The sequence below is a fragment of the Pseudomonas oryzihabitans NBRC 102199 genome (genome assembly GCF_000730625.1).
Lineage (GTDB): Bacteria > Pseudomonadota > Gammaproteobacteria > Pseudomonadales > Pseudomonadaceae > Chryseomonas > Chryseomonas oryzihabitans.
Genome location: NZ_BBIT01000002.1, coordinates 695,227 through 711,389, shown reverse-complemented (window position 1 = coordinate 711,389; position 16,163 = coordinate 695,227). Strand labels below are relative to the sequence as shown.

Genomic DNA, 16,163 nt, shown 5'->3' with positions numbered 1-16,163 from the left:
GGGCCGGCAATTTGCCGGCCCTTTTGCGTTCAGGTATCGCTACGCACCTGGGCGTGGCTGATCAGCGCGAAGATCAGGCTACCGCCGACGATGTTACCGGCCAAGGTCGGTCCGGCAAAGGTCAGCAGGAAATCGCTCCAGCTCGCCTCACCTGCGAAGACCAGATAGGCCACCTCGACGCTACCCACCACGATGTGGGTGAAGTCACCCAGGGCCATCAGGTAGGTGATGAGCACGATGATCCAGATCCTGGCGTTCTCTGCCGCTGGCAGCATCCAGACCATGGTCGCGATCATCCAGCCCGACACTATGCCCTTGGCAAACATCGCCGAGGCGTCGTTCTCCATGACATGGGTGCCGATTTCCAGAAATTTCGCGTCGGTCTTGGCGTCGAACAGCGGCAGATGGAGGATCACGTAGGCGACCAGGATGGTACCGATCAGGTTGCCCACCAACACGATGCTCCACAGCCTGGCCAGACGGCCAAAGTTGTGCAGCGTTGGTTCGCTCATCACCGGCAGGACTGCCGTAAGCGTGTTTTCGGTGAACAGCTGCTGACGAGCCAGGATCACCGCCAGAAAGCCGGCCGAATAGCCAAAGCTGGCAATGACCTTGCTGTAGCCACCCTCGGGGAGGTTGGCATTGAGCAATCCCATCGCCATCAACGACAGGCCCATGGTCAAACCGGCCGCTAGTGCCGACCAGAACAACGCTGCGATCGTCCGCTCCAGTTCATGATCACCCTGGGTGCGGATGATCTCGTGGAGAACCACCGCGCGAGGCAGCTGACTCTCGCCGACATCCTCCTCCTCTTCACGACTCAGCTCCGGATCTTCCGGAGTGGATTCCTGGGTCTGTCGAGGTTCTTCGCCCTGCTCCTGGTCTCTCTTCATCAGACGGCCTGCTCGTCCCAGAGAAGCTCATCGTTCTCGCCGATTTCCGTCACCCGATTGAGCGCGGCATCAGCGGCTTCTTCCGCCTCGGAGGCCAGATCGAAATGCCGTTCGGTGGCGACCTTGTGAAAGGTCGGGCGGGCGTCATCGCGCCGCGCCTTGACGGCGATGACCGCTTCAAAACCCTGTTCAGCCGGAACGGCAGACGAGATCGCTTCGTGATGATCGAAATGCTTGATAGCCATGGACGCCGATGTCTCCAACCTGAGGCGACCGGACTGGTCGCACCTGATCAATAGACTGCCCAGGCAGGAAAACGATCTGTGGCGATGGCGAGGATCAGGCGCCGAGCAGCTTCTGCACCTGGAGGTGGAGACGCTCGAGCGAGAAAGGCTTGGTCAGCAGCGGGACCTTGCCCAGCAACGGCGAACCGGTGTCGATGATTTCGGCGGGATAGCCGCTGATGAAGAGGACCTTGAGGTCGGGGCGCAGCTTGAGCGCCGGCTCGGCGATCATCACGCCGGACACGTCGTCGGGCAGACGGAAATCGGTGATCAGCAGATCCAGCCGTGGCCGCCCGGCCAGGATCCGGAAGGCTTCGAGCGACGAGGGGGCTTGCAGGACGGTGTAGCCCAGTTCGGAAAGATAATCCGCAAGAATCATCAAAATCTGCGGCTCATCCTCGACGACCAGGACAACCTTGCTCTGTTCCGCACTCACCATCTGACCCCTGTACCCACACGCTCGGCTCCCTTGGACACAAGGGGCCTGTAAAGTTCCATTCTAGACGCAGGTTCAGGGTCGCCGGCGGTGCCAGCGACCCTTCGACCTTACTGCTGTTGCTTCTGGCCCTGCTCGTTGAGCGTGGTCTTGCCAGCACCGGTAGCGGCGCCTGCGCCTTCACCGGTCTTCTGACCCGCCGGGGTGCCCATACCGGCGCTGTTGGCCTTCGGCGGATTGCCTGCACCTTCGGTGGCGAAGGCAGCGCCACTGGCGGCGATCAGACCAGCAAACATCAGGGCAGAGATTTTCTTCGCGTTCATGGTAGGACTCCGGGTTGATTGGACACTGTTTAGGCAGGCCAAGCGCCGATTCGTTCTCTACCGGATGCCAGAGGCGATGTAACGGGATACTAAAGACAGTCTGGCGGGTGTGCCAGCGCCGAGCGGGCGTGCCAGAGGCCCTGCCGCCGCCTGGAGGAGTGCCGCACGGCGGGTAGTAGTCAGGCTATTGCAGCATGGGTGACCGAGTCAAAGATGCAGCGGGAGGCGTCGCGCCGTTCTCGCCCAGGCTCGGCGGGAACGGCGCGAAGTTGCCAGGTCAGACGGCGAATTCCCGCACCACGCGATTCAGTCCGGTGGCGAGCTTGGAGACCTCGGCGCTGGCGCTGGCGGTCTGGGTGGCTCCGGTCGCGCTCTGGGTCGCCAGGTCGCGGATGCTGGTGATGTTGCGATCGATTTCGCGGGCCACCTGGGCCTGCTCCTCGGCGGCGGTGGCAATGACCGCATTGCGGTCGTTGATCTGGGAGATGGATGCGGCGATCTGTTCCAGGGACACATTGGCCAACTGGGCGACCGAGGTGGACTCGCCCGCCAGTTGCTGACTTTCGGCCATGGCCTTTACGGCCAGCGACGAATCGCTCTGGATGGCGCCGATCATCTGCTCGATCTCGCGAGTCGACTGCTGGGTACGATGGGCCAGCGCCCGTACCTCGTCGGCGACCACGGCGAAGCCACGGCCCTGCTCGCCCGCCCGGGCCGCCTCGATGGCGGCGTTCAGCGCCAGCAGATTGGTCTGCTCGGCGATGCCGCGAATGACCTCGACCACGGCGTTGATGTCCTGGGCACGGGAGGACAGGGCCTGGATCTGCTCACTGGTACTGGCCACGTTCTGCGCCAGTGCCTCGATCGACTGGACCGTGCGGGTGACCTTGTCCAGGCCATCGCTGGTCAGGGTCTGGGTATGCAGCGAGGTGCTGGCCGCATCGGCGGCGTGGCGCGCGACCTCCTCCACCGCCGAACTCATCTCGGTCACGGCGCTGGCAGCCTGATTGACCTCGTCGTTCTGCCGCACATAACCGCGCCCGGCTTCATCGATCACCGCGGTCATTTCTTCCGCTGCGGACGCCAGCTGGGTCGAGCTGTCGGCGATATGGGAAACGGTGTCGCGCAGATTGCCCTGCATCTGGGCCAGCGCCTGCAACATCCCCGCAGCCTCGTCACGACCGACCACGGTGATGCGCTCGGTGAGGTCCTTGCGCGCGATCCGCTGGGCGATGCGCAGGGCTTCGCCCACCGGCAGGGTGATGCTGCGGATCAGCAGCGCGGCCAGCACGACGGTGGCCGCTATGGTCAGGCCGATCAGCCCATAGACCCAGAGCAGGCCGTTGGCATAGGTGGCGCCGGCCGCCTGCCCAGCGGCCTTGGCACCACGCTCGTTGAAGGCGTTCAGCTCGGCGATGGTCTTTTCCAGCGCGTTGGTGAGCGGACGGATCGAGGTGTTGATCAGGGCGATGGCGCCTTCGTTGTCGCCCGCGCGCAGCTTGGGCTCGAAGGTATCCAGCAGTGTCCGGTAGCTTTCGGCGCCCTTGACCACGGCGGCGTACAGCTGGCGATCTTCAGCGTCGGCCACGGTCCTTTCGTAGTCCTTGACCGCGGTGAAGAAGGCCTCGCGATAGCCGGGGAAGGCCGCGACGGTCTGGGCCCGCAGCTGCGGATCCGGCGTGGTGGTGGCCCTGAGGCTTTCCAGGCGCAGCCGCAGCAATCCGCCACTCATCTTCGCCGCCAGTTGGTTGCCCGGCAGCCAATTGGTCTCCACCTCCTGTTCCGCATCGTACAGCTTGCCCATCTGCACCACGGCGACGCCGCCGAGGGCGAAGACGATCAGGACGATCACGGAAAAGAACAGCACGGCGCGGGGCGCGACGTTCAGGCTGCGAAGATTCATGGGTGGGCATCCCTGATAAAATGACTATTAGGGATATCGGCGCAGCGGTGCCCCCTTAAGCCAGGGGCGACGGACGGCCGCGAACCGCTTGCCAGCGGTTGCGGCGTCCATTTGGAGGACGGTAGCGTCAGAGCAATTGCAGCGGATAGTCGAGGATGACCCGTAGCTGATTGACCGAACCGCCGGTGGATGGCGAGCCGCGGTGCCAGGCCTGGCGGACCCGGATCGACAGCCCCTTGACCGCGCCCGACTGCAGCACGTAGCGACCCTCCAGGTCGATTTCGTGCTCGTGGTCGTCGGCGCCATAGAGCCCGCGATAGGCACTGTTGGCCGGCAGATCACGGCCATCGATACCACTGCCCTCAAGGTAGCGAGTCATGAGGCTGAGGCCGGGCACGCCGAGCGTCTTGAAGTTGAGATCGTAGCGCGCCTGCCAGGAGCGTTCGCCCGGGGCATTGAAATCGGAGAGCATGACGGCGTTGGCCAGGAAGATTCCGCCGCCCAGGCGGTCGTTGTCGCCCAGGGCCACATAGTCGAACGGCGTATCACCATGGATCTGCTGCCAGCCCAGGGTGAAGGTGTGCGGCCCATGGCTGAAGGCGGTGGCCAGGCTATAGGAGGTATTGTCGATGGGACCCGCCTTGGCCGCTCCGGTATCCCGCGTACGATAGAGATTCGCATCGAAGGTCAGCGCCTGGGTGCCGGACAGCGCCTTCACCAGATTCAGGTTGCCGTAGTACTGGTTCCAGATGTCATCCAGCTGCGCCGCATAGAGCGACAGGCTGACGCCCTTGACCGGGCTGTACTTGCCACCGGCGAAATCGATGTGATCGGCGCGCTGCCGTGCGTATCCGGCCCAGAGATCCCCGTTGCGGTTGGTGCTGACCTGATCGGTGGAAGAGGTGAAATGCCCTGCCTCCAGCAACAGATCCGTCACGTCGTTACTGAGCAGGCTCCAACCCGTGGCGGTCTGCGGCAGCAGGCGACTGGTGCTGATGGCGAACACCGGCGCCGTGGGCGCCTGTTGCCCATAGCGCACCACGGTATTGCCCAGACGCAGCTTCAGCGCAGCGCCGGCACGGGAATATTCGTCAGCCGGCTCGTTCCCGGCATGGACGGGCAAGTTACCGGTGCCACGGCGCCCCGGGCCGGCATCGAGCTTGAGGCCCAGGTAACCGAAGGCATCGACCCCGACCCCCACCGGGCCCGGCGTGAACCCTGACTGATAGTCCAGCAGGAAACCCTGAGTCCAGTCTTCCTGGTTCGCCCGTCCGTTGGCGCGGTCACTGTTGAAGTAGAAGTTGCGTACCGTCAGCACCAGTTTGCTGTCGTCAACCAAGCCCTCGGCGAAGGCTGCCTTGCAGCCAAGCAGCAGCGTACAGCCGCCCACCACCCCAAGCGTCCAGGGGCCGAAGAATCGGCTGAAACTGGTCAAAGGGCTATTGGATATAGCTCCTTTCTGATAACGCGAGCTTTGCATAACTTCCCCTATTCATTGTCGGCGACTACTAGTGGTTGAAGACGCGCAGCCAGACGCGCGCCGGAAAGCAGAGCCGCACCGGCGTGGCTTGATATGCGCGTTGAAGAGAGTCCGCACTCCCCAGTACGGACTCTGAAATCAGGTCATGGCGCTGGCGAATCGACTACCAGAAAGAAAAGACTGCGGATATAAGAATCATCAGTTCCTTAGCGCCAAAAAGCGGAGTTGCAGGCTGACTTATTCAAGCCTTCGCTAGAACTTGAGGCCCTTGCCAAACTGGGCCACATAAACTTTCGTACTCTTGCCCAACCAAGGGTGTAGAAATCAGTCGTCACATGAACTTCATTGCTAGAGCGTTCTCTTGTACGAACACCGCCTTGCAGTCGATTGGCAACAGGGGCACGTCTACAAGGGATGCATAATGCTGCTTTTTCTTTTCAGCATGCGTCAAGTAATAAGGCGCTCTTTCACTCAAAATTCAAATTTGGAAATTTGAGACACCAAGGCTTTTAGCGCCAACAGCCGCTGACAACCAACTAGCACTGACGATAAAAAGCGGACGTATTATAAGAATGCCTTAATTGAACAGCGGAAACTTACGAACTTCGCAGTGGAAGCCCCAACCAAACAAAGGTCGACGAAAAACCTAGATCAAGTCGCCCAGTGATTGTGCCGCCAACCGAAATTCCGCTCAAACTGACCCAAAGCGCATTACCGGCAACTTGCAATAAAGTAATACCAAGTTGAATCTGCGGCGCTCGAAGCAGGGTGTGGCCACCTCCTGCCCGCTACCCAGGGCTGTTAGCCACGGCCGTTGCACGCAACACGCGACTGTGGCCGCCGGGTGTCAGGAGGCGCTCTTGGCTGGGAGGGTGAAGCCGGCGCCGAGGGATGCCGGCGAAAACCCTATTCCTGAGCGGTGGAGACCACCTCCATCACCCTGGAACGGGATTGCCGATCCACCAGACTCCGCGCAAGCACCGGATCTGCCAGATGGATACGCCGATCGGCGACGGCATTCACCAGGTCCTCGTCATGGCTGACCAGGAGGATGGCGGTTCCGGATTCATCGGCGGTTTCAACCAGCAGCTCGATCATCTCCTTCTGGGTGATGAGATCCAGCCGCGAGCTCGGCTCGTCGGCAAAGATCAGCGCCGGATCGAGCAGGAGCACCCGCAGCAGGGAAAAGCGCTGCAGCTCACCGCCGGAAATGTTGCCGGGCAGTCGATCCAGCAGGCGCTCGTCGAGGCGCAGGCGCTGCATCAGCCGACCGATGCGCGTCGCATCCAGCCGATGCAGTCGCACCAGATCCGTTAGCAGTTGGCGGATGGTCACCGAGGGTGCGAAGGCGGCCACCGGATCCTGGTGCAGCTTCTGAAAGGCGAAGCGACCGAGCCCCGGCTGACGGCGGATCGTCCCGGCGCCGGGTGTGGCCAGGCCGAGCAGGATGTCGCCCAGGGTCGACTTGCCACAGCCCGACGGCCCGGTCACGCCGAGGATTTCCCCGGGCCGGACGGTAAAGGACAACTCCTCGAACAGCTGCCTGCCACCGCGCTGGGCGGCGAGCCCTTCCACCGCGACCACGGCTTCGCCGGTAAGGGGCCGCGACGGACGTCTTGGCCACCGCGCGGGATCGGCGGCCAGCAGCTGGCGGGTATAGGCATGCTGCGGCTGGCCCAGCACCTGCTCGGCCGGACCGGCTTCGATGACCCGTCCCTTGAGCATGATCATCACCTCGCCACCCAGCCGGCGCGCCACTTCCAGGTCGTGGGTGATGATGAGCAGGCTGCCGCCTTCGGCGAGCATGGCCTTGAGCAGGTCGATGACCTCGTCGATGCGGTCGCGATCCAGCCCCTTGGTGGGCTCGTCGGCGATCAGCACCGGCGAGCCACCGGCATGGGTGGCGGCAAAGGCCAGGCGCTGGGCCATGCCACCGGACAGCTGGAAGGGATACTTGCGCTCGGCGCCGGCCAGGTTCAGCCGCGCCAGATCCGCGCTGGCCCTGTCGCGGGCTTCGGTCCGACCGATGCCGACCACCTGGGTATAGGTCTCGGCGACCTGGGACAGCGCCCGCATGGTCGGGTCCAGGCTCAGCCAGGGCTCCTGGGGCAGCACCGCGAGCCCCCTGCCCCAATGCGCCCGGCGACCGCTCTGGCGGCCTTCTTCGCTGAAGCCGTCCGCCAGGCCTATCTGCCCGTGAGCCTCTAGCCCCGCCGGCAGATTGCCGACGACGCCCTGGGCGAACAGGCTCTTGCCCGAGCCGGTCTCGCCGATGATCGACAGGACCTGGCCCGGCGCCAGGCGGATGGACAGCGGTTCCACCAGCTGGGTATCGGCGGTACGGATCTCCAGCGCCGTGGTGGTGAGCGCGACGGTCATGGCTTGCGGCCTCCGGTGATGAGCAGCAGCGACAGCACGGTCAGGAAGATCGCCAGGATCGGCAGGGCGATCACCAGCGGCGCCTCGGCGTAATAGGGCAGCAACTCGGTGATCATCAGTCCCAGCTCGGCGGTGGGCGGGCGTACGCCGATGCTGACGAAACCCAGAGCGGCGATGGCCATGATGGTCGAAGCCGCGCCAAAGGCGGCGATGGTCAGGAGTACCGGCGCCAGCTGCGGCCAGAGATGGCGGCGGACGATGTAGACGGGCCCGAAGCCCAGCAGCCCGCTGGCGGCCACCGCCGGCGAGGCCAGCACGGTACGCGCCAGCGCCCGGGTCATGCGGAAGTACTCCACCCAGAGCACCAGGGCCACGGCGCTGTAGAGGGCGACGAAGGAGCCGGGAAACACCGCGACGATCAGCAGCACCAGCAATAGGCCCGGCAGGGCCAGGAACAGCTCGGCCAGGCCGCCCAGCAGCTTGTCGACCAGCCCGCCCTTCCAGGCGGCCAGGATGCCCAGCAGCACGCCGGGAATGGCGGCGGTGCAGACGCTGATGAAGGCCAGCCCCAGCGAGAAGCGGATGGCGACCGCCAGCCGCGCCAGCATGTCGCGACCCAGGTGATCGGTGCCTAGCGGATAGGCGCTGCTGGGCGCCGCGAGGATCGCCTCATAGTCCTGACGGGCGATGTCGCCCGGCCAGAGCAGCGGAGTGAGGAAGGCGAAGGCGATCAGGGCCGCCAGCAGACCCAGGCCGAGCCCACGCGCGGAGGATTTGACCGGAGGCGCCGCCGAAGCGACGGTAGCGTCGAGATTCATGAGGCTCTCCCACGCGGATCGATCAGGTGGTTGGCAAGATCGACCAGGGTATTGAGGATGACGAACAGCAGCCCCATCGCCAGGGCGGTGCCCTGCACCATGGGCACATCGCGCTGGACGATGGCGTGCACCAGGCCGTGGCCGATGCCCGGCCAGGCGAACAGCGTCTCCACCACAACCACGCCTTCGATGAGATACACCAGCTGCACGCCCAGGTAGGTCACCACCGGCACGCCGATATTGCGCAGGCCGTGGCGCAGGAAGACGCCGGCGCCTCTCAGGCCCTTGAGGCGGCCGAAGCGGTAGTAGGCGGATGCGGCCACCTCCACCGTGGCATCCCGGGCGACCCGCGACGATACCGCAGCCAGCCCCAGCGCCAGGGTCAGCGTGGGCAGGACGCTGTGCCAGAAGGTACCGTGACCGGCCGCCGGGAACAGTTGCCAGGAGATGGCGAACAGCAGCACGAAGATCACGCCCAGGACGAATTGCGGGAGTGCGCGGATCGCCGTGGTCAGCACCAGCAGGCCGCGGTCCAGCAGGCCGCCCGGGCACAGACCGGCCATCACGCCCAGCGGCGGACCCAGCAGCAGCGACAGGCACACGGCGCCGATGGCCAGGCGGATGGAGCTGCCCAGTTCGTGGGCGACGACGTCCATCACCGGCTTGCCGGAGACCGGCGAATGACCGAGATCCAGGGTCAGCAGATCGCCGATCCAGGCGAAGAAACGCCACAGCAACGGTTGATCCAGATTCAGCTCAGCCCGCACCGCCTCGGCCGCGGCAGTATCCACCAGGTCATAGCCGTAGCGTCCGGCGGCGATGCGGTAGGCGGCATCGCCCGGCAGCAGGTTCATGAACAGGAAGGTGAGACCGCCCACCAGCAGGGCGACCAGGCCCGCCTGCAGCAGGCGAAAGGCGAGCAGCCGGGTCATTGGGCCCACCGCAGCGTGCTCAGGCCGAAGGTGCGCTCGAAGGGATCGATGGCAGCGCCTTCGACGGCATTGGAGACGGCCATCGTCTGGCGGTACCAGGCCACCGGAATCACCGGCAGGTCCTTTTGCACCTGGGCCATGGCGGCATAGCGCTGACGCTGTTGCTCGGCTGGATCATCGCTAGCCAGTAAGGCGGCCATGGCCTGGTCGAAGGCCTGATTCTTCCAGCCCAGAGGGCCCCATTCGGCGCCGCCATGGCTGAAGTCATTGAGCAGAGTGACCAGGGGATCCGGCACCAGGGCGAAGTTGCGGCCATAGAGCGCCAGTTGCAACGACCCATCGTTGTGCGCGGCCGGGATGGCGCTGGAGTTCTGCACCGCGACCTCCACGTCCACACCCACCTCGCGCAACTGTGCCTGCAGGGCGGTGGCGATCAGCGGCAGCTCGGGTCTGTCGGAATAGGTCAGCAGCTTGAGCCTGAGTGGCGTGCCGTCCTTTTGCAGGATGCCATCGGCGCCGGGGGTCCAACCCTGCCCCGCCAGCAGCTTGCGTGACGCCGCCGGATCGTAGGCGAGCGGCGCCAGCGCGGGGTCGTGCCAGGCGGGCACGTTCTTCGCGAACAACTGGGTCGCCCCGGTACCCGGCGCCCGCAACACGGCGGCAGCGACGCCGTCGCGCTGGATGGCCAGGCTGAGCGCCTGCCGGACCTCGACCGGCGCCGTGGCACCAGCGCCGGAGTTCGGGGTCAGCAACACCACCCGCGGGACTGGCTCGATCAGCACCTTTAGGCTGCTGGAGCGCTTGAGGCGGGCGATGCTGGGCGGGTCGAGCTGGAACACCAGCTCGGCATCGCCGCTCTCGGCCATCAGGGTGCGGGTCTCACCGCGGCCGGCGGCCAGGTAGGTCGTCCGGGCGATCTCCGGCTTGGCGCCCCAGTAGCCTTCGAAACGTTCGGCGGCCAGGCGCTGCGGCGGTTCCAGCAGGGTCAGCCGGTACGGCCCCGTGCCGATGATCTTCTGCACCTTGCCTTCGGCGTCATAGGCGGCCGGCGCCAGGATATTGGTGGAGGAATGCGCCAGCAGTGCCAGCAGGGGCTTGAAGGGTTTCGCCAGCCGGATCACCACTTCGTTGCCCTCGGCGATGACCGACTCGATGCCCGCCTGCTTGAGCACCCCCGGCTTGCCCCGCGCCGCATCGAGGGCAGCCGCCGCGGCCTTGGCCGTGAGCGCGCTGCCGTCATGGAATTTCACCCCCTGGCGCAGGGCGAGTCGCCAGGTCAGGCCATCCGCCGATTCGGTCCAGCGCTCTGCCAGTCCGGGAATCGGCTTACCCTGGGCATCGGCTTCGAGCAGGGTCTCGGTGATCTGCATGCGCTGGAAGACGAAACCGGAAATCGACGGGTCCAGCCCACCGATCTCGAAAGGGCCGACCACGTCGAAGACGCGTTCTTCAGCGCTGGACAGCGGTGGCACGAAGGCGACCAGGGTCGCCAGGGCCGAAGCGGTCAGCACCAGGCGAAGGGAGCGGGATACAGGCATGACAGTCCTTAGCAGAGCGAAAGCGCCGATACCCGCCGCCGACAGCTGGGCATCGGCCAAGCCAATGAAGGCGCACGTTATATCATAACGTTTTCGTGAGAATCCAAGGCCAGCTGGTGATGGCAACATCTTGAAACAGCTGGAGATTTTGCTGGGGCGCGGGGGAGAGGCGGTAACGCCGAATCTACCTGGCCGACGGCCTAGGTAAGCGCCACTAGAGGAGTCCGGAGTCGAGCAGGAGGTCGAGTGCAGACTGAGTGCATGGACCGGACGGCCTCTGGCCGCCCTGCCCTGCACTACCGATCTTTGCTCAGGCGGCCACGTTCAAGGTGCTGCCCGCGGCAGTGCTGCTGCCGTTGCTGCCGATGCTCTGGTACTGGCGCAACACCGCCTGGACCAGTTGCGTGTAGGGGCTCGACGCGTCCTGAGTGCTGGAATCGGCCTCGCTGTCCCCTTGCCCGCTCGCCCCCTGCGGTGGCGGTGGCGGCGGCATGCGCGGAGGCGCTGAACCGCCCAGGCCGGCGATGCTGGAATCGCTGGATTCTTCGGTGCCCCTCTGCCCCTGGGGTCCACCCGGCGGCGGCGCGAAGGCCGAGGCGAATTCGCTTTCGCCGACGCTGCCATCGCCATCCTGGTCGAGCATGCCGAGCAGCTTGTCGACGTCGATATCCCCGCTCTCGTCGGTATCCGTCTGGGTATCGCTCGCCGCGCTGGCGGCGGTGGTGAGTTCGCTCTTGCTGATGGAGCCGTCGCCATCGCTGTCGAGCTTGCCGAACAGCTTCTTCAACGGATTACCATCTTCGCTGCCGCTGACGCTACTGCCGGACGCTGTCGCGCCAGTGCCTTTGATCGCGCTGGCACTGCTGTAGTAGCTGGAGTAGCCACCGCCTATTCCGCTGATCATGGATGTCTCTCCCGGGAAATGCGGACATCAGTGTTCCGCGCCTCCCAGTATCCGCTGGGTAGATGTCAGCCGTTTGGTCACTTTGTATGCCGGGCGATACATCAGGGGCGTGGCAGCACCACCTGGCAGGTCAGGCCGCCGCCGGGGGTTTCGCCGAGGGTCAGCTCGCCGCCCATGTGCGCCGCCGCTTCCCGGGCGATGGCCAGCCCCAACCCGGTCCCGCCAGAGGATCGGTTGCGCGACCCCTCCAGGCGATAGAAGGGTTCGAACACCGCTTCCCGATACTGGGCCGGTATGCCCGGCCCGCGGTCGAGGATGGAGATGATCAACCGCTCCGGCTGCTCGCTCAGGCGGATCTCCGCCTGGCCGGCGTAGCGCAGGGCATTCTGCAGCAGATTGCCGAGGCAGGAGCGCAGTGCCATGGGCGCCACCTTCAGCGGCTGGCAGCTACCCTGGACGGCGACCTGGGCACCCTCCTCGGCCGCGTCTTCGGCCATGGCCTCGACCAGCGCCTGGACGTCGCAGAGGATGGGGCGCTCCTGGCGGTGCTGTTCGCGCAGGTACCTCAGGGTGCCGTCGAGCAACTCGATCATGTCGTCCACGTCCTGGCTGACCCGGGCGTGCAGGCGCGGATCGTCGATGTCCTCGATGCGCAGCTTCACCCGCGCCAGGGGCGTGCGCAGGTCATGGGAGATGGCCGTGAGCATGCGCCCGCGCTGCTGGAGCTGTTCGAGCAGGTGCTGGTGCATGCGATTGAGCGCCCGTGCGGCCTCGCGGGTCTCCCAGGGCCCGGTGACGGGAATGGGCGAACCGTCGAGGTTGTGACTCAGGTGCTCGGCGGTCTCGGTCAACTGGCGCAGCGGCCGGGTCAACAGGCGCGCCCCGAGCCAGGCGGCGATCACCAGCGAGCCCAGCTGGAAGATCAGCGGGCCGCCGAGAAACCACTCGATGTGCCGCCACACGCCGGGTTCCCGGTGCGGGAAAGGCCCGGGCGGAGGTGGCCGATCGAAGCCGGCCTCGCCCTCCATGGGCGGCGGCGGGGGCGGCGGTCGCTCGCCGAGGCCATGCCGAAACCAGAAAAAGGCCAGCAGATGGCCCAGCAGGATGGCCAGCAGAAAGACCCCGAACAGGCGGGCGAACAGGGTATCCAGGCGGCGCACGGCTAGTGCCCTATCTGCCTGGCATCGAACAGATAGCCTTCGCCGCGCACGGTCTTGATCAACTGCGGCGCCCGCGGGTCATCACCCAGCTTGCTGCGCAACCGCGACACCTGTAGATCGATGCTGCGATCGAAGGCCTCGATCGCCCGCCCGCGGGTCGCATCGAGCAGTTGCTCGCGGCTCAGCACCTGGCGCGGCTGCTCGATGAAGACCCACAGCAGCCGTACCTCGGCATTGGACAGCGGCACCATCACCCCGGCGGGCGAATGCAGCTGGTGCAGGACGCCATCGAGCTTCCAGCCATCGAAGCTGACACTGGTCCGCGGCGCCTTGCGCTGGGGCACGCGGCCATCCTGGGTCCGCCGCAGCACCGATTGGATCCGCGCCACCAGCTCCCGGGGCTCGAAAGGTTTGGCCATATAGTCGTCGGCGCCCAGCTCCAGGCCGATGATGCGATCCGCCGGCTCGCACTGGGCGGTCAGCATCAGGATGGGAATGCCGCTGTCGCGCCGCAGCGAACGACAGAGGGAAAGCCCATCCTCTCCCGGCAGCATCAGATCCAGCACCACCAGGTCGAAGGCCTCCTCCGCCAGCGCCCGGCGCATCTCCAGGCCATCACCCACCCCGCGGGCGTTGATGCTGAAGCGCGCCAGATAGCCGCAGATCAACTCGCGGATCGCCGGATCGTCATCCACCAGCAGGATGCGCGAGGTCCAGCGCGGGGATTCGGATGACAGCGACATCGGGGGTACCTGAACAGTCGGACGATCTGGACGTGCATGCTAGCCGCTCAGCCCGCAAGGCAGCTACGGCCTGGCATGTAGGCTTGTGTAAAGGTGGTCAAGAGCCGGATACGGAGCCAGAGCCTGCCAGGCAGCCAACCACCCGCAGTCGAGACGCCGTAGGCGCACGACGATGATCGCGATTGCGATGCCGTTCGTTCGATGGTACATCGGACCCATCGCCCCTCGCCCTCTAGAGGGCTGGGAGAGTGAAGCCGTCAGGACTCGCGCTTCAGCGCTCAGCGAAACGCGGCCCTTAGCGGACAAAAACAAGACACTGCCGTGCCTCCTTTCGGAACGCCATCCTTGACGAGCAGATCAGCCGTATCGGCCAGCCCTGAAACGAACCCGGAGCCCGTCGCGCTCAATGTCCTGCTGCAGGCCTGCGGCCAGGGCAATCGCCTGGCCTTCGAAACGCTCTACCGCGTGACCTCGAGTAGGCTGTTCGGCGTATGCCTGCAGTACGTGGGCGATCGCACGGAGGCGGAAGAGGTCCTGCAGGAGGCCTATACCGCCATCTGGCTCAAGGCCGGCACCTTCGACGCCACACTGTCCAGCGCCCTGACCTGGATGGCGACCCTGGTGCGCCACAAGGCCATCGATCGCCGCCGTGCCCAGCGTCGGCACGAGCCGCTCGACAGCCTGGCCGAGTGGCCGGCGACCCAGTCCGTCGCCGAAGACTTCGAAGCTCATCGCCAGCGTCGCCAGATCGATCTCTGCCTGAAAACCCTGGGCAAGGACCAGCAGACCTATATCCGGGTCGCCTTCTTCGAGGGCTATTCCTATGCCGAGCTGGCCGCTCGCCACCGCATCGCGCTCGGCACGATGAAAAGCTGGATTCGGCGTGGCCTCTTGCAACTGCGAGCGTGCCTGGGCCTATGAACGACGACATCCCTCCTAACGACCGGCACGCGCTGCTCATCGCGGAATACGCCCTCGGCGTACTGTCCGCCGATGAACGCCTGGAGGTGGAAGAACTCGTGCGGCGGGAGCCTGCCTACCAGGCGCAACTGGCGGCCTGGCAGCGGCATTTCGCCGACTGGCTCGATGAATTTCCGGTCGTCGAACCGCCAGCCCACGTCTGGAACGGTATCCAGCAACGGCTCTTTCCGACGGAGCAACCGGCACTCGAGCCGACCCGCCGCTGGAACGACCCGCGCCTGTGGCGCTGGACGACCGGGCTGGCACTGGCCGCTGCCCTGGTGCTGGCGCTGCTCGTGCTGCTGCGCCCGGTCCAGGTCGCGACGCCCGCCCTGCTCGCCCGCCTGGAACAGAGTAACGGCAGCCTGGCATTCAGCGTCACCTTGCAGGCGAACGGCCGGCAGCTGCTGTTCGTGCCCGCCAGCAAAGCGGATTGGCCAGGCAGGAGCGCCGAGGCCTGGATCATCACGGCGGATGGCAAACCCCATTCGCTCGGTCTGCTCCAGGACGCCACGGCCGTGACCCTGGCCGTACCCGCGGGACTCGCACCGGCACTAACGCCTGGAGCGGTACTGGCGGTCTCCCTTGAACCGCGAACCGGCTCGCCGACCGGCGCGCCCACGGGACCGGTCATCGCCCAGGGAAAAATAATCGCGCTGTGATGCATCCGTTTGCCGGGCCGCTCCGTACATTCATCACCCTCATCCGGAGGGCCGAAGAACTCAGGAGACGCACCATGCACACCTTGCTCAAGCGCATCGCCATCGTAGCCAGTCTCGCGATCCTAGGTGCCACCGCCCCGCTCAGCTTCGCCGCCGATACCGTCATGGTCGGCGGGGCGCCCATGTACCCGTCCAAGACCATCGTCGAGAACGCGGTCAACTCCAAGGACCACACCACGCTGGTGGCGGCCGTCAAGGCGGCCGGTCTGGTCGACACCCTCAACGGCAGCGGTCCCTTCACCGTCTTCGCCCCGACCAACGAAGCCTTCGCCAAGCTGCCGGCCGGCACCGTCGATACCCTGGTCAAGCCCGAGCACAAGGCCGACCTGACCAAGATCCTCACCTACCACGTGGTGCCCGGCACCCACACCGCCAAGCAGTTGATGGCCGACGCCAAGGCGCACGGTGGCATGGTCAAGCTGAAGACGGTTCAGGGGGAAGACCTGACCATCAAGCTGCACAGCGGCAAGCTCTGGGTGGTCGACGCCAAGGGTGGCAAGGCCGCCGTCACCATCGCCGACGTGATGCAGTCCAACGGCGTGATCCACGTGGTCGATACCGTGCTGATGCCGAAGTAACGGGCAGACGGCGTGCGGACACCGCTGAGGGGTGTCCGCTTCTACTTAGCGAAAGGCCGCGTGGCAATTGCGCCTTTCCTTCGCAAGCAATGCTAGACCGCATGCTGACT

At 65.4% G+C, this 16,163-nt stretch carries 16 protein-coding genes and 1 pseudogene; 3 read left to right on the top strand and 14 right to left on the bottom strand.

The annotated features are described in order from the left end of the window. Positions 1 to 29: 29 nt before the first annotated feature. The 14 genes and pseudogenes from POR01S_RS04720 to POR01S_RS04660 form a co-directional block, all read right to left on the bottom strand. Entirely contained in the window at positions 30 to 893 is an 864-nt protein-coding gene (locus POR01S_RS04720) for a formate/nitrite transporter family protein (RefSeq protein WP_042134084.1), read from the bottom strand. Continuing rightward, entirely contained in the window at positions 893 to 1,138 is a 246-nt protein-coding gene (locus POR01S_RS04715; protein ID WP_027599369.1) for a hypothetical protein, read from the bottom strand. Before POR01S_RS04715 ends, POR01S_RS04720 begins: the two co-directional genes overlap by 1 nt. A 94-nt stretch (positions 1,139 to 1,232) precedes the next feature. Further along, positions 1,233 to 1,616: a response regulator gene (locus POR01S_RS04710; protein WP_085982650.1), complete on the bottom strand. Its 384-nt coding sequence runs from the start codon at positions 1,614 to 1,616 to the stop codon at positions 1,233 to 1,235. Positions 1,617 to 1,723: 107 nt separating this feature from the next. Continuing rightward, positions 1,724 to 1,936 (bottom strand): hypothetical protein, encoded by a 213-nt coding sequence (locus POR01S_RS04705; RefSeq protein WP_037007037.1) that lies wholly within the window; start codon positions 1,934 to 1,936, stop codon positions 1,724 to 1,726. A 277-nt stretch (positions 1,937 to 2,213) separates the two neighbouring features. Beyond that, a complete protein-coding gene (locus POR01S_RS24225; RefSeq protein WP_439709721.1) occupies positions 2,214 to 3,002 on the bottom strand; it encodes a methyl-accepting chemotaxis protein in 789 nt (262 codons plus the stop codon). A 66-nt stretch (positions 3,003 to 3,068) separates the two neighbouring features. Further along, positions 3,069 to 3,839 (bottom strand): annotated as a pseudogene (locus POR01S_RS24220) (MCP four helix bundle domain-containing protein); the annotation flags it as partial. Positions 3,840 to 3,966: 127 nt separating this feature from the next. Further along, positions 3,967 to 5,274: an OprD family porin gene (locus POR01S_RS04695; protein WP_255211794.1), complete on the bottom strand. Its 1,308-nt coding sequence runs from the start codon at positions 5,272 to 5,274 to the stop codon at positions 3,967 to 3,969. A 951-nt stretch (positions 5,275 to 6,225) separates the two neighbouring features. Further along, positions 6,226 to 7,698 carry an ABC transporter ATP-binding protein gene (locus tag POR01S_RS04690; RefSeq protein ID WP_042134080.1) on the bottom strand — a complete coding sequence of 491 codons (1,473 nt, stop codon included), beginning with the start codon at positions 7,696 to 7,698 and terminating at the stop codon, positions 6,226 to 6,228. Next, the gene (locus POR01S_RS04685) at positions 7,695 to 8,516 is read right to left on the bottom strand and encodes an ABC transporter permease (protein ID WP_042134078.1); all 822 of its coding nucleotides are present in this window, start codon (positions 8,514 to 8,516) and stop codon (positions 7,695 to 7,697) included. Before POR01S_RS04685 ends, POR01S_RS04690 begins: the two co-directional genes overlap by 4 nt. Next, on the bottom strand, positions 8,513 to 9,448 hold the full coding sequence (locus POR01S_RS04680) for an ABC transporter permease (protein WP_042134076.1): 936 nt from the start codon (positions 9,446 to 9,448) through the stop codon (positions 8,513 to 8,515). Before POR01S_RS04680 ends, POR01S_RS04685 begins: the two co-directional genes overlap by 4 nt. Then, positions 9,445 to 10,986, bottom strand: a complete 1,542-nt coding sequence (locus POR01S_RS04675; RefSeq protein WP_042134074.1) for an ABC transporter substrate-binding protein — start codon at positions 10,984 to 10,986, stop codon at positions 9,445 to 9,447. The genes POR01S_RS04680 and POR01S_RS04675 overlap by 4 nt, the downstream gene beginning before the upstream one ends. Positions 10,987 to 11,296: 310 nt before the next feature. Then, positions 11,297 to 11,890, bottom strand: coding sequence for an EF-hand domain-containing protein (locus tag POR01S_RS04670; RefSeq protein WP_042134073.1), 594 nt, complete (start codon positions 11,888 to 11,890; stop codon positions 11,297 to 11,299). Positions 11,891 to 11,991: 101 nt separating this feature from the next. Then, entirely contained in the window at positions 11,992 to 13,050 is a 1,059-nt protein-coding gene (locus tag POR01S_RS04665) for a sensor histidine kinase (protein ID WP_027599378.1), read from the bottom strand. Positions 13,051 to 13,052: 2 nt separating this feature from the next. Next, positions 13,053 to 13,793, bottom strand: a complete 741-nt coding sequence (locus tag POR01S_RS04660) for a response regulator (protein WP_027599379.1) — start codon at positions 13,791 to 13,793, stop codon at positions 13,053 to 13,055. Between the two features lie 345 nt (positions 13,794 to 14,138). On the opposite strand from POR01S_RS04660, the gene POR01S_RS04655 reads away from it, so the two are divergent. The 3 genes from POR01S_RS04655 (at position 14,139) to POR01S_RS04645 (ending at position 16,053) form a co-directional block, all read left to right on the top strand. Continuing rightward, a complete protein-coding gene (locus POR01S_RS04655; RefSeq protein WP_156045006.1) occupies positions 14,139 to 14,714 on the top strand; it encodes a sigma-70 family RNA polymerase sigma factor in 576 nt (191 codons plus the stop codon). After that, positions 14,711 to 15,415 carry an anti-sigma factor gene (locus POR01S_RS04650; RefSeq protein WP_042134070.1) on the top strand — a complete coding sequence of 235 codons (705 nt, stop codon included), beginning with the start codon at positions 14,711 to 14,713 and terminating at the stop codon, positions 15,413 to 15,415. Before POR01S_RS04655 ends, POR01S_RS04650 begins: the two co-directional genes overlap by 4 nt. A 74-nt stretch (positions 15,416 to 15,489) precedes the next feature. Then, positions 15,490 to 16,053: a fasciclin domain-containing protein gene (locus tag POR01S_RS04645; RefSeq protein WP_042134068.1), complete on the top strand. Its 564-nt coding sequence runs from the start codon at positions 15,490 to 15,492 to the stop codon at positions 16,051 to 16,053. Positions 16,054 to 16,163: the final 110 nt, after the last annotated feature.